Raw genomic sequence first — 13,233 nt, 5'->3', positions numbered from 1 at the left:
GTTGAGTAATCACGAGGGGCGCGGGTCACCCACCCGCGCCCTCGTCCTGCATCCGGTCCTGCCCGAGGACCGGAACGACGCCCGCGGCCCCGAATCCCGTCTGGACGAGGCGGTGGGGCTCGCCGCCGCCATCGAACTTGAGGTCGCCTACGCCCGCGCCATCCGCGTTACCCGCCCACGCCCGGCCACCCTGCTGGGCACCGGTGCGGTGGAGGAGGTGGCTACGCTGATCAAGGAGGCAGAGATCGGTCTGGTCATCGTTGACCAGTCGCTGACCCCTATTCAGCAGCGCAACCTGGAGCGCGACTGGAAAGCCAAGGTCATCGACCGTACTGGCCTGATCCTGGAGATTTTCGGGAAACGCGCCCGCACGCGTGAAGGTCAGTTGCAGGTGGAACTGGCAGCCCTGACCTATCAGCGTTCTCGCCTTGTCCGTTCCTGGACCCATCTGGAACGCCAGCGCGGCGGCTTCGGCTTCCTGGGTGGTCCCGGCGAAAGCCAGATCGAAATGGATCGCCGACTGATCAGCGACCGGATCGTGAAGCTGAAAGGCGAGTTAGAGGAGGTGCGCCGCACCCGTGGCCTGCACCGCAAGGCGCGCGAAAAGGTGCCTTATCCGGTGGTGGCGCTGGTGGGCTACACCAATGCCGGCAAGTCGACCCTGTTTAACCGCATGGCCGGGGCGGATGTCTTCGCCAAGGATCTGCTGTTCGCGACGCTAGACCCGACCATGCGGTCGATCATGCTGCCGTCAAACCGTAAGATCATCCTGTCCGACACGGTGGGCTTCATTTCTGACCTGCCGCATGGCCTGGTGGAGGCGTTCCGCGCTACCCTGGAAGAGGTGATGGCCGCCGATATCATCCTGCATGTCCGCGACTTGTCGCACCCTGATACAGAGGCGCAGAAGGCGGACGTCGAGTCCGTCCTGAAGGGCCTGGGCATTGAGGTCGATACGGACGAACGGGTGATGGAGGTTCTGAACAAGCTGGATCGCCTGTCCGAGGAGGATCAGCAGACCCTGCTGCGTCAGGCGCGGCGCAATGGCGGCATCGCCATTTCCGCCCTGACCGGCGCTGGTCTGGACACGCTGTTCGATGCCATCGACCGCCGCATGGTGGCGGGGCGCGAAGTGGTGGAGTTCGACATCGACGTTAGCGATGGGGCCGCCATCGCCTGGCTCTATGGCAAGGGCGAGGTGCTGGACCGTCAGGATGATGAGACATGTGCACGCCTGCGTGTCGGTCTTGACCCCGCCGATCTGGCCCGGTTCCAGGACCGCTTCCCCTATCGTGCGCGTGAACAGGCGCTGGCATCATGAAACTTCCCGATCCCGACAAGGTTGCCGCCATCATCCGTGACGTGGCGGCCACCGAAATCGTCCCCCGCTTCCGCAGCCTGTCGAAGGAAGACATAAGGGAAAAGGGGCCGGGCGATCTGGTGACCGTGGCGGATGAGGCGGCAGAGCGGGCCTTGACCGCCTGCTTGGCCGATCTGCTGCCGGGATCGCTGGTCGTGGGAGAAGAGGCCTGCGCCGCCGATCACGCCGTCCTATCCCGCATCACAGCCGGCGATGATCCCGTCTGGATCATCGACCCCGTGGATGGGACCAGCAATTTCGCCAAAGGCCATCCGGTATTCGGCGTGTTGCTGGCCTTGTCAGTCGGCGGACGCACCGTCGGCGGCTGGATCTATGATCCCATGGGTGACCGAATGGTGATGGCCGAGGCCGGGCAGGGCGCCTGGATGGGTGGGGAGCGCTTGCGGGCGCTGGCGGGCGGTCCGGTGCCCAGCCTGCGCGGCTCGCTATCCACCAAGTTCTTCCCGCCGGAGGAGAAGAAGCGGATTGAGGCGTTGCGCCCGCATTTCGCCTCAACCTATCGCCTGTTCTGTGCCGCGCACGAATATCTTAACCTGCTGACGGCCAAGGGCCAGTTCGCGCTTTATAACCGCACCATGCCGTGGGACCACGCCGCTGGCGCCTTGGCCTATGCAGAGGCGGGTGGCTATGTCGCCAAATGGGACCGCAAGCCATACAATCCCGGCGACGTGACCGGCGGCATCCTGCTGGCCGCCGATCAACCGACCTGGGACGCGATCCACGGGTTGGTGTTTCCGGAATAGATTACTTTGGCGTGCGGTGAACGGCCAGGGCTCCCGGCCCCTGCGTCGTCGGCATGATTTCCACGCGGTTCACATTAAAGTGTGGAGGCAGAGTTGCAGTCCAAGTCACTGTTTCAGCGACATCTTCTGCCGTTAGCGGCACCGTGTCAGCATAGACCTTGGACGCCCGCTCCGCATCGCCCTTGAAACGCACGAGGCTGAAATCCGTCTGTACCATGCCCGGTTCGACGCAGGTAACGCGCACACCGGTGCCGATCAGGTCGGCACGCAGCGACAGGCTGAACTGCGTCACGAAAGCCTTTGACGCGCAATAGACATGGCCGCCCGGATAGGGATAGGAGCCGGCGGTGGAACTGATATTGATGATGTGGCCGTGACGGCGTTCCACCATGCCGGGCAGGATCAGGCCCGTAATGATGGCCAGAGCCTTGTCATTGGTGTCGATCATCACCTCCCAATCATCCAGATCGGCCTTGTAGGCGGGGTCAGCCCCCAGCGCCAGACCGGCATTGTTGATCAGCAGGTCGATATCGCGGAATTCCGCCGGCAGGGCAGCCAGTTCCGCCTCTACCGCCTTACGGTCGCGCACATCGAACTTCATCAGGTGAACCGGCGTCTTGATTTCCTCCAGCAAGCCATTGAACTTGCTGAGATCACGGCCCGTCAGGATCAGTTTGGCGCCCAATGCCGCGAAACGGCGGGCGAAGGCGGCACCAAAGGCACCGGTGGCGCCGGTGATCATCACCACCTTGGGCGCGTAGGGAACGTTGGTCATCATCTGCTCTCCGGTCCTCTGGGTCACGACTTGCGTTCAGTTATCTTTGCCTCAACCCACAGCGCTTCCATCTCGTCCAGGGTCGAGGTTTCCGGCTTTTTGCCTTGCTTGCCAAGGGCCTGTTCGACGAAGCGAAACCGCCGGTCGAACTTGTAATTGGTTCCGCGCAGTGCCGTTTCCGGGTCGATCTCCAGCCGGCGGGCCAGATTGACCAGCGCGAACAGCAGGTCGCCCAGCTCATCCTGAATCCGTGCCTTCTCCTGCTGGCGCGCCTTGATTTCGGCCCGCAGCTCCCCGATTTCCTCTTCGATCTTGTCCAGGATCTCATCGGCCTGGGTCCAGTCGAAGCCGACACGGGCCGCCCGCTTTTGCAGCTTCACAGCGCGCGTCAGGGCCGGCAGGCCGGGTGTGATGCCATCCAGGGCGGAAGGTGGAATGCCGCTGACCGCCGCCTTTTCCGCCCGCTCCCGCGCCTTCAATTCCTCCCAGTGCTTCACCTGATCGTCGGCACTGTTGACCGAAACCTCGCCAAACACATGGGGATGACGGCGGATCATCTTGTCGGCGATATGGCCCGCGATGGCGTCGAAATCGAACAGGCCGCGTTCCTTGCCCATCTGGGCATAGAACACGGTCTGGAATAGCAGATCGCCCAGTTCATCCTTCACGGCCATCATGTCGCCCGACTGGATGGCGTCCGCCACCTCATAGGCTTCTTCAATGGTGTGCGGGGCGATGGTGGCGAAATCCTGCTCCAGGTCCCAGGGGCAGCCGCCATCCGGGTCGCGCAGCTTCGCCATGATGTTCAGAAGGCGGGTGGTATTGTCCGTCATCGCACCGCATCCATAATCGGGTCTGACGCGACCTTATCGGACAGGGCGGGGTGATGCCAGGGGGCGGCATGCCCGCCGCCGGAATTGGGCCCATGCACCGGACGGGATCACAGTGCCCGGACGAACCCCTGTTCTCCGCCTTCCGTCATTCCCGCCGGCTCCCAGCCTTGGCGGCGATAGAAGGTATCGGCGCGGGTGCCGGGGCCGGTGGACAGGTGCGCCTGTGTCCAGCCGCCAGTCCTCAGATCGTCCAGCGCATAGGGCAGCAGTGCTTTGCCAATGCCCCGCCCCTCTGCCGCTGGATCAATGAACAGCGCCCAGATGCTGCCATCGCGCGGATCGGCCGCCGCGAAGCCATGAATGCCCGTCTCATCCTCGAACAGCCAGATGCGGCTGACCGCCAGGAATTCCTGATAGGCCGAGGCCGGAACCCGTGATGGGTCGTTCAGGCGGTTCTCCTGCACGGCAGCCCGTATGCGCATCAGGGCGGGGATATCGGTGTCAGTTGCAGTGCGGATCATTTTTGTTCAAGCGGTTGAAAGCAGGCGCTCCTGGTATAGGTCCGAGCGGGTTGCGCCGCAACGCCCCTTTCCGTTCGTGCTCCGTTCCGTCATGATGCACCGATGCAGCCCGTGCCCGAAATTTGCGACGATGAAGACCTGATCCCGCCCGGCATCGCCGGTTGGTTCCGGTCACAGGGCTGGACCCCGCGCCCGCATCAGCTGGGCATGGTGGCTGCCGCGCGTGACGGGATGCATGCGCTGCTGATCGCGCCCACGGGGGCGGGCAAGACGCTGGCGGGTTTCCTGCCCAGTCTGATCGACCTATCCGAGCGCCCGCGTGAGGGGCTGCACACGCTCTATATCTCGCCCCTGAAGGCGCTAGCGGTCGATATCCAGCGCAATCTGGAAGCCCCCATCGCATCCTTGCGCCTACCCATCCGGGCCGAAACCCGCACTGGAGATACGCCGGAGGCCAAAAGGGCGCGGCAGCGGACCAAGCCGCCGCACATCCTGATGACCACGGTGGAAAGCCTCGCCCTGATGGTTTCCTACCCCGACGCGGCAGAGATTTTCCGGCCCCTGCGCCGGATCGTCATTGATGAGTTGCACGCCCTGGCCGGAACCAAGCGTGGCGACCAGTTGGCCCTGTGTCTGGCCCGGCTGTCCAGTCTTGCGCCCTATGCCCTGCGGGCCGGCCTGTCGGCAACGGTAGCCGATCCGGATGCCCTGACCGCCTGGCTGTCGCCCACGGGGCGGCTTTACGATGATGATGGTGAGCTGGCACCCGTGCGGGTCGTGCGCGGCCGGCCCGGTGCCCCGCCAAAGATGGATATCCTGGCCACCAAGGAGCATCTGCCCTGGGCCGGCCATATGGCCCTGCATGCGATGGGGGAGGTGTATCAGCGTATCCGCGACCATGGCGTGACCCTGGTCTTTGTAAACACCCGTGCCCAGGCCGAACTGGCCTTTCAGGAACTGTGGCGGCTGAATACCGACAATCTGCCCATCGCCCTGCACCATGGCAGTCTGGCCGTGGAACAACGGCGCAAGGTGGAGGCGGCGATGGCCGCCGGCAAGCTGCGGGCCGTGGTCGCCACCTCCTCGCTCGACCTGGGTATCGACTGGGCGGAGATTGATCTGGTGGTGCAGGTGGGGGCACCCAAGGGCGTGTCCCGCCTTTTGCAGCGTATTGGCCGCGCCAACCACCGGCTGGATGAGGCATCGAAGGCCCTGCTGGTCCCTGGCAACCGGTTTGAGGTGCTGGAATGTGAGGCGGCGGTGGCGGCCATCAAGGCCGGCACCCTGGATGGAGAGGCGTTGCGACCCGGTGCGCTGGACGTTCTGGCCCAGCATGTCACCGGCGTTGCCTGTTCCGGCCCGTTCAGCCCCGATGCGCTTTATGCCGAGGTGGTGCGGGCCTCTCCCTACGCCAACCTGTCGCGTGATGAGTTCGATGACGTCTTCGATTTCGTGGCCACCGGCGGTTACGCGCTGGGTGCCTATGAGAAGTTCAAGCGCCTGACCCAGGACCCGGACACCGGCCTGTGGCAGGCGGCCAACGGCATGGTTTCGCGCCAGTACCGGCTGAATATCGGCACCATCGTGGAAGAGGTGATGCTGAATGTCCGATTGAACCGGGGACAGGTGCTGGGCCGTGTGGAGGAGTATTTCGTCAATGGTCTGGTGCCGGGTGATACCTTCATCTTTGCCGGACAGTTGCTGAAATTCGTCGGCATCCGCGACAATGACGTGATCGCGGCCAAGGGCGGGCAGGGCACACCGAAGGTTCCGGCCTATGCCGGTGGTCGCCTGCCGCTATCAACCCATCTGGCTGACCGGGTCCGGGCCCTGTTGTCCGACCCGCGCGAATGGGATGCATTTCCGCCTGCGGTACAGGAATGGCTGCGGTTGCAGCAGTACAAGTCCGTGATGCCAGATGCGACGGGCCTGCTGGTGGAAAGCTTCCCCCGCAACGACAAGGAATATCTGGTCGCCTATTGTTTCGAAGGACGCAACGCGCATCAGACGCTGGGCATGCTGCTGACACGACGGATGGAGCGGGCGGGTCTGCATCCGCTGGGCTTTGTCGCCACCGACTATGTGCTGGCCATCTGGTCGCTGAAACCGGCCACCAACCTGGATGCGCTGTTTGATCAGGATATGCTGGGCGATGATCTGGAGGCGTGGATGGACGAAAGTTCCATGCTGAAGCGCCTTTTCCGCTACGTTGCCGTCATTTCCGGCCTGATCGAACGTCGGCATCCCGGCCTGGAGAAGACCGGCCGCCAAGTGATGTTCAGCGCCGATCTGATCTATGACGTGCTGCGCCGGCATGAACCAGGGCACGTGTTGCTGCGGGCCACGCGGGCTGATGCGGCCGCCGGTTTGACGGATGTACGCCGTGTTGCGGGCATGCTGAGCCGTGTGCAGGGACGTATCCTGCACCGCCGTCTGGACCGGATTTCCCCCTTGGCGGTGCCCGTCATCCTGGAAATCGGGCGAGAGCATATCCAGGGCAGCGCCATCGACGCTCTGCTGGATGAAGCTGTAAATGAGCTGCTGGAAGAGGCGGTGCCCGAACTGATGGCCCCGCCGGGGGATCGGCAGGGCCGTCTGATTTGACCGTTACTGCGCGGTCTTCGCCTTGCGTTTGGCCCGGTACATGCCGGCGTCGGCACGGCGGATCAGGTCTTCTTCCTGATCGCCGGGGCCAAAGGCCTGCATACCGAAACTGGCACGCATGGGCAGGGACTGCATCTGCCATTGGCAGGATTGGGCGTTGAAGATGCTGGAGAGCATTTCCGCCCGCGCCATGCCCTGGGTCTGATCGGTGTGGGTCAGCAGCACCGCGAATTCGTCGCCGCCGAACCGGGCAACGATGTCGTTGGCGCGCACATTGTCCTTCAGGATGCGTCCCGCCTGACGCAGATACCAATCGCCGCAGAGATGGCCGTGGCTGTCATTGACGGCCTTGAAACCATCCAGGTCGATGATGACCAGGACACCGCCCATGCCCGTCCGCCGGGCCATGGCCAACTCGCGGTGGAAGGCCTCGACAAAGCCGCGACGGTTCAGAAGGCCGGTCAACTCGTCCGTCATGGACAGGGTTTCAAGATGTTCGATTCGTTCCTTTTGCTCCGCGATCTTTGCCTCCGCTTCCCGAAGGCGCATGATCGTGTCCTGCAAAAGGAAGACATAGGTGTCGGCATTCATCGACACGGGGCCAAGATCCGGGGCCACGGCATGGCCCAAGCCGCCAGCGACACTGCGTGCCAGATTATGCAGGATGTTGGTCTGTTGCGGGGCAGCGCCGGGGAAAGCCGACAGGCCACGATCCAGGCCACGAGCCATCGTCATCGGACGGGTCTGGACACTATCGAACGGGCTCATGGTCTACTCCCCTGAATGGGCTGATACTCCGCACCGGTATCAGCAAGGGGTGTGCCATCCGAAAAGTCGCATAAAAACAATGGGTTAAAATTCGACTTTTGCTGCGGCGTTCCTGCCGCGCTGCAGTTCTTGCCGGGTGGCCCCGGTGCCGGTGTGGCAAATGCTGCCCAGTCGCCCCCTCATCCATCCGGGCGCGCGAATGCCCGTTGCGGCGGACCGTTCGCGGGCGCAAGATGATCACCTTTGCCATCACCAAGGCCCATGCCCAACGTGACCGCCCATTCCCGCGCCCGCCGCACCGCCCGCCCCGCCGTCGCCTTTGCCCTGGCCCTGCTGCTGGGCAGTGCCGGTACCGTTCCGGCGTTTGCCCGCACCGCCATAGATATCGCACCGCACAAGGCGACATATCGTCTGAAGCTGGACCATGCGCGGCTGCAAAGCGGCATCACCGACGTGAACGGGCAGATGAGCTTTTCCTGGAACGATGCCTGTGATGGCTGGACCATCGACCAGCGGTTCCAGGTCCGCTTCTCCTATGCCGAAGGGGAAGACATGAACCTCATCACCAACTATGCGACGTGGGAGGCGAAGGACGGTTCTGCCTATCGCTTCAATGTCCGCAAGCTGGTGAATGGCGAGGTGGATGAGGAGCTTTCCGGCGGCGCCACGCTGGACGGGAAGGGCGGCGGCAATGTCCGCTATGACAAGCCGGAGTCGCGGTCGATGCCGCTTAAACCCGGCACCATGTTCCCCACGGCCCATACGCTGCGCGTGCTGACGCAGGCCGGATCCCCGGAAAACCTGTTCTCCGTGCCCGTGTTCGACGGCGCGGAGGCGGAGGGGGCAAGCCCCGTCAACACCATCGTGGGCAAGCTGCGATCTCCCGCCGTGATGAAGGTGAAGGATGCCGATCTGCTGGCCGCGAAGGCGTGGCAGGTATCGCTGGCCTTCTTCCCGATCAATCCCGGTGAACCGCTTCCGGATTACGAGACCAGCATGGTCTTGCAGGAAAATGGCGTGGTCCGGTCCATGCTGGTCGATTACGGCGATTTCCGGGTCTCCATGGAGTTGGAGACCCTGGAAAAGGCCGGCAAGCCGCCCTGCTGATGGTGTCCGTTAAGGCTCGCCTTTGAAGATGCCCACCACCGGCTCACCCCCCGCCACTTGCCGGGCGCGGTACATGCCGGATGTGTTGAAAGACCAGGCGACCTGACCGTCGGGCGTGACGGCGACGATGCCGCCGTCGCCACCCAGCGCCGTCAGGCGGGCCTGGATGACCTCGTCTGCGGCCTTTTGCAGGCTAAGGCCCTTCAGTTCAACCAGATCGCAGATGGCACGCGCCACGCCCAGGCGGATGAAATATTCCCCCGTGCCGGTGGCAGACACGGCACAGGATTTGTCATTGGCATAGGTGCCGGCCCCGATGATCGGCACGTCGCCGACCCGGCCCCACAGCTTGGCGGTGGTGCCACCGGTGGAGGTGCCGGCGGCGACATGGCCGGCACTATCCAACGCCACGACGCCCACGGTGCCGTACTTACGATCCTCGAACGGCATATCGGCGGCGGCCAGCGGCACAGGCTCCGGACCTACGCCCACCGGACGCGCAGGGATTGGCAGGCCGCGTTCCTTCAACGTCTTCTTGAGCGACTGCCAGCGCCGTTCGGTGAAGAACCAGGCGGCATCGGCCTGTTCCACGCCCGCCTGTTGCCCGAACTTCTCCGCACCGGCCCCGATCAGCATGACGTGGGGCGACTTCTCCATGACGGCGCGGGCCAGGGTGATGGGGTTCTTGGTACCCGTGATCCCGGCGACGGCCCCAGCCTTCAAGGTGGCGCCATCCATGATGGCGGCGTCCAGTTCGTTGCGGCCATCGGCGGTGAAGACCGCCCCCTTTCCGGCATTGAACTGCGGGTCATCCTCCAGCCCGCGTACCACTGCCACGACGGCGTCCATGGCCGTCCCGCCCTTCTCCAGCACCGCGCGCCCCCGGTCCAGGGCAGCAAGCATGGCGGCGCGGTAGGATGCCTCCGTTTCCGGACCCATCGTCTCCCGGTCCATCACGCCGGCCCCGCCATGGATAGCCAAAGCCCAGGCGGGGCGGGCAGGGGCCGCTGCCTGCTCCTGCGTGGCACAGGCCGACAAGGCCAGAGCGGTGCCCAGCAGCAAGGTAACAAGGCGGATCGGATTGCGGCGCACGGTCACTCTCCCCGGAATGTTTGCGGGGAGAGTGATAGCAGCCGCCCCGGTCACTTCACCAGTTCGATCAGTTCCATCATGCCATTATCCTCATGGTTCACATTGTGGCAGTGCATGACCATGGGGCCTGTGAAATCCAGCGCCCGGCTGACGAATTGCAGGACTTCGCCATTGCCGCTGCCGCCCGCCGCAGCGCCCGGCTGCTGGATGGTGTTGCCAGCGGGGAAGGTGCAGCCCCCGATACCGGGTCCGGTTGCACAGTTGATCAGGGCCGTATCGCGCCAGATGGGGAAGTCATATTTGACCGACCCGCGCTGTGTGATCTGGAACGAGTTGATATGGATGTGGAAGATGTGTGTGTCGCTGGCGCTCTGCACGGCCCAGCGGTCGGTCTGTTCCAGTTTCAGCCGGCGCTGCACCCGTTCCAGGTTGAAGGGGCGGCCATTGACGACTGACGCGCCTTGCAGGGCAGTGGGGGCGAATTCATAATTGGTGAAGCCGAACACCACGCCCTGTGTCGGCCCCACAGGCACATCCGTGCGGCTGGCCACATCGTCGGGCGTGTAAAGGGCGTTCAGCTGCGTCTGGGTGGGCAGGGTCGTATTGACCTTCCGCTTATGCTTCTTCACGTCGATATAGAGAACCACCTGATCCGGCGGCAGGCGGTTATTGCTGTCCAGTTGTGGAACCTGGCAAAGACCAGTCGTTGCCGTCGGCGCATTGTTAGGGTTCGGCTGGAACAGGGCGTACCGCCCCTCGGCGTTCGGCGCCTGAACCATCACATCCAGACGCTGGCCCGGCGCCATGATGGTTAGTTCATTGTTGATGACATCCGTCCCTGCCGTCGGTGTGGACAGGTCATAGACCGGGGCCCCCAGCTTGAACGGTAGGTCCTGCGTGCCCGCCGGCATAGGGCGCTTGATCGGCACGCCATCGGCGGCCAAGGCGTAGAGTGTGGGGGCAGGCGCGCTGGTGCCCGGCAGGGGCAGGACGCAGAGCGGCAGGTTGTTGCGGATGGTGGTGTTGATCACGCGCCACAGCATCGCCTCACCCGGTGCCATGGTGATGGTTGCATCCATCTGCCCGTTCACCGACAGCTTGGCATTCACCGCTGAATTCTCCAGCGATGTATTGCCCAACTGGCCGCAGACCGCGGGGCCATAGGCCGCCTGGCAATTCACGGCGTAGAGCGGCTCCGCCTCGGTCAGGGGGTTGCTGCGCGTAAACTCGATCTGCTGGAACACCAGGATACGTTCACCATTCAGGGCCTTGGCCTGTTTCACGGCTGGCAGACTATCGATGCCGTTCTTCTTATCCTCGATGATCAAGGCGCCGGCCATGCCGCTGCCCAGATGCATGGCGACGGCGCCATGCTTGTGCGGGTGATACCAGAAGGTGCCTGCCGGATGCTGTTCCGGGATCTTGTATTCATAGTCGAAGGCGCCTTCGACACAGACATGGCGGTGCGCCACGTTCTTGTCGGTTTCCGAATGGCAGGCCTTGCGAAGGTCGGCGGCGGTCGCCCCTTCCGGCAGGATATTCAGCAGCACATTGTCGCTGTTGCCCAGCGGCGTGACATGCAGACCGTGCGTGTGCAGGTTCAGGATGTCGAAGCCGTGGGGCAGTGTATCGACATTGGTGCTGTCGGCGGCGGGTGTACCGCTGTCATGGCTGTTGCTGAACGGGTAATAGTCGCCGTCGCCCGCCGATGCCTTCATGTGGTTGGTCATGCGGATGCGCACGGTTTCTCCAGGTGCTGCCCGCAGGGTAGGGCCGACCAGCAGCTTGCGCGTCTCGTCCCACTTGCCCGTACCTTTGGAAATGAAACTGCGGCTGGTGATGCGCTGGGTGAATGGCGGAAGGCGATATTCCGCCGTCACGGCCTCCAGATCATATTGCCCGGCGGCGTTGCGTCGCATGTCGGGCGGGTTGACCAGTTCCGCCGCCATGACCGGCCCCGCCACGGCAAGGCACAAGGCCGCAACGCCCGCTTTCAACGCTGTCCGCATAACCCCTTATCCCCCAGATGCTTGACGCATGGCAGGCAGGATAACAGGATTTCAGATGTATGCTATATGCAACCGATACGGGTCTTAAGCCAGTGTCAGGATCACGGGCGTGTGGTCCGACGCCTTTTCCTTGGCGCGCGGCCCTTTGTCGATCTCGCACGCCACAATGCGGTCGGCGGCCTGTGGCGACAGCAGGAAATGATCGATGCGCAGGCCGTTGTTCCGGGGCCAGGCACCGGCCTGGTAATCCCAGAAGCTGTAAGCGGGAACGAGGCCCGGATGCAGGGTGCGGAATGCCTCCGTATAACCCAGCGCCAGGATTTCCTGGAACTTCAGCCGCGTTTCCTGTCGGAACAAGGCATCCTCGCGCCAGCCAACGGGATCATAAACGTCTTCGGCGGCGGGGATGACGTTATAGTCGCCGCCCAGCACCACCGGCTGTTCGCTTTTCAGCAGGTCCGCCGCATGCAGGCGCAGCCGTTCCATCCAGCGCAGCTTGTAGGGGTATTTCTCCGTCCCCACCGGATTGCCATTGGGCAGGTAGATACTGGCGATGCGCACCCCGTCGATGGTGCCTTCGACATAGCGCGCCTGTTCATCCTCCACCTCGCCCGGCAGGCGCGTGATAATATCGGTGATGGGGGTCTTCGACAGGATCGCCACGCCGTTATAGGCCTTTTGACCCACGGCGTGGACGTGGTAGCCCAATTCCTCGAACGCCGCCGCCGGGAACGACGCCGTCTCGCATTTGATCTCCTGGAACAGCACCACATCTGGTGCTGCCTCTGTCAGCCACTCCGTGATGTTGGGCAGGCGGGCCTTGGCGGAGTTTACGTTCCAGGTGGCGATCTTCACGATGGTGCTGCCTTATCCGTTGAACCGCCGGGCTTTCCTGACCGGCGGAGGCTGCCGACTGGCAGCCCGCCGCACATGCGGCGTAAGCCAAGCCGCCGGATGGCGGCGCCCGGCGCCTGAGGGACTAAACCGAGAAAGACGTGCCGCAGCCGCAGGAGGATGCAGCGTTGGGGTTGACGACCTTGAAGTAGCTGCCCATCAGGTCTTCGACGAAATCCAGCTCAGCACCCGCCAGCAGGTCGAGCGAGACATCGTCCACCACCAGCTTGGCGGTATCCTTGGCGAACACGTGGTCATCTTCGTTGGTAACCGTGTCGAAGGAGAAGCCGTATTGAAAGCCGGAGCAGCCGCCGCCAGAGACGGTCAGGCGCAACATCTGGTCGGGATTGCCTTCCAGCACCGCCAGCTTGGCGATGCGGCGGGCGGCACTGTCGGACAGGGTCATTGCCCTTGTGCCGGGCGGCGGGGTGCCGGTGTCGCCGGTACTGGCCGATGTGATGGTCATTGAATGGTTCCTGTCTGCTAACGACTGGACAAACGCTTAC

The 13,233-nt window shown here is 63.6% G+C and carries 12 protein-coding genes; 4 read left to right on the top strand and 8 right to left on the bottom strand.

Annotated elements, in window-relative coordinates; all coding sequences use genetic code 11:
* The first annotated feature begins 1 nt into the window (after position 1).
* Together hflX and C0V82_RS04570 are read left to right on the top strand one after the other, a co-directional pair.
* Positions 2 to 1,321, top strand: a complete 1,320-nt coding sequence (gene hflX / locus C0V82_RS04575) for a GTPase HflX (RefSeq protein ID WP_102111303.1) — start codon at positions 2 to 4, stop codon at positions 1,319 to 1,321.
* Positions 1,318 to 2,124 (top strand): inositol monophosphatase family protein, encoded by an 807-nt coding sequence (locus C0V82_RS04570; RefSeq protein WP_102111302.1) that lies wholly within the window; start codon positions 1,318 to 1,320, stop codon positions 2,122 to 2,124. Before hflX ends, C0V82_RS04570 begins: the two co-directional genes overlap by 4 nt.
* A gap of 1 nt (position 2,125) precedes the next feature.
* Here C0V82_RS04570 and C0V82_RS04565 read toward each other — a convergent pair whose 3' ends face one another.
* The 3 genes from C0V82_RS04565 to C0V82_RS04555 all read right to left on the bottom strand — a co-directional run bounded on the left by C0V82_RS04565 (position 2,126) and on the right by C0V82_RS04555 (position 4,253).
* Complete coding sequence (locus C0V82_RS04565) at positions 2,126 to 2,902, bottom strand: SDR family NAD(P)-dependent oxidoreductase (protein WP_245924157.1); 777 nt, start codon at positions 2,900 to 2,902, stop codon at positions 2,126 to 2,128.
* A 20-nt stretch (positions 2,903 to 2,922) separates the two neighbouring features.
* Positions 2,923 to 3,732 (bottom strand): nucleoside triphosphate pyrophosphohydrolase, encoded by an 810-nt coding sequence (gene mazG / locus C0V82_RS04560; RefSeq protein WP_102111301.1) that lies wholly within the window; start codon positions 3,730 to 3,732, stop codon positions 2,923 to 2,925.
* 107 nt (positions 3,733 to 3,839) lie between these two features.
* A complete protein-coding gene (locus tag C0V82_RS04555) occupies positions 3,840 to 4,253 on the bottom strand; it encodes a GNAT family N-acetyltransferase (protein WP_199772469.1) in 414 nt (137 codons plus the stop codon).
* Positions 4,254 to 4,355: 102 nt separating this feature from the next.
* Here C0V82_RS04555 and C0V82_RS04550 point away from each other — a divergent pair, with 102 nt between their 5' ends.
* Positions 4,356 to 6,857 carry a ligase-associated DNA damage response DEXH box helicase gene (locus tag C0V82_RS04550; protein WP_188595075.1) on the top strand — a complete coding sequence of 834 codons (2,502 nt, stop codon included), beginning with the start codon at positions 4,356 to 4,358 and terminating at the stop codon, positions 6,855 to 6,857.
* 3 nt (positions 6,858 to 6,860) lie between these two features.
* Here C0V82_RS04550 and C0V82_RS04545 read toward each other — a convergent pair whose 3' ends face one another.
* Positions 6,861 to 7,625: a GGDEF domain-containing protein gene (locus C0V82_RS04545; protein ID WP_245924156.1), complete on the bottom strand. Its 765-nt coding sequence runs from the start codon at positions 7,623 to 7,625 to the stop codon at positions 6,861 to 6,863.
* 261 nt (positions 7,626 to 7,886) lie between these two features.
* Between C0V82_RS04545 and C0V82_RS04540 the strand changes: the two genes are divergently transcribed.
* The gene (locus C0V82_RS04540) at positions 7,887 to 8,732 is read left to right on the top strand and encodes a cell envelope integrity EipB family protein (protein WP_102111300.1); all 846 of its coding nucleotides are present in this window, start codon (positions 7,887 to 7,889) and stop codon (positions 8,730 to 8,732) included.
* A 9-nt stretch (positions 8,733 to 8,741) separates the two neighbouring features.
* Here the strand turns inward: C0V82_RS04540 and C0V82_RS04535 are convergent, their stop codons facing one another.
* The 4 genes from C0V82_RS04535 to erpA form a co-directional block, all read right to left on the bottom strand.
* Positions 8,742 to 9,824 carry an isoaspartyl peptidase/L-asparaginase family protein gene (locus C0V82_RS04535; protein WP_245924155.1) on the bottom strand — a complete coding sequence of 361 codons (1,083 nt, stop codon included), beginning with the start codon at positions 9,822 to 9,824 and terminating at the stop codon, positions 8,742 to 8,744.
* A 50-nt stretch (positions 9,825 to 9,874) separates the two neighbouring features.
* The gene (locus C0V82_RS04530; RefSeq protein WP_102111299.1) at positions 9,875 to 11,833 is read right to left on the bottom strand and encodes a multicopper oxidase family protein; all 1,959 of its coding nucleotides are present in this window, start codon (positions 11,831 to 11,833) and stop codon (positions 9,875 to 9,877) included.
* A gap of 84 nt (positions 11,834 to 11,917) precedes the next feature.
* Positions 11,918 to 12,688: an exodeoxyribonuclease III gene (gene xth / locus C0V82_RS04525; protein ID WP_102111298.1), complete on the bottom strand. Its 771-nt coding sequence runs from the start codon at positions 12,686 to 12,688 to the stop codon at positions 11,918 to 11,920.
* A 124-nt stretch (positions 12,689 to 12,812) separates the two neighbouring features.
* Positions 12,813 to 13,193: an iron-sulfur cluster insertion protein ErpA gene (erpA, locus tag C0V82_RS04520; RefSeq protein WP_102111297.1), complete on the bottom strand. Its 381-nt coding sequence runs from the start codon at positions 13,191 to 13,193 to the stop codon at positions 12,813 to 12,815.
* Between the last annotated feature and the right edge of the window lie 40 nt (positions 13,194 to 13,233).

This window comes from Niveispirillum cyanobacteriorum (assembly GCF_002868735.1).
Lineage (GTDB): Bacteria > Pseudomonadota > Alphaproteobacteria > Azospirillales > Azospirillaceae > Niveispirillum > Niveispirillum cyanobacteriorum.
This window is presented reverse-complemented; position numbering and strand designations above follow the sequence as displayed.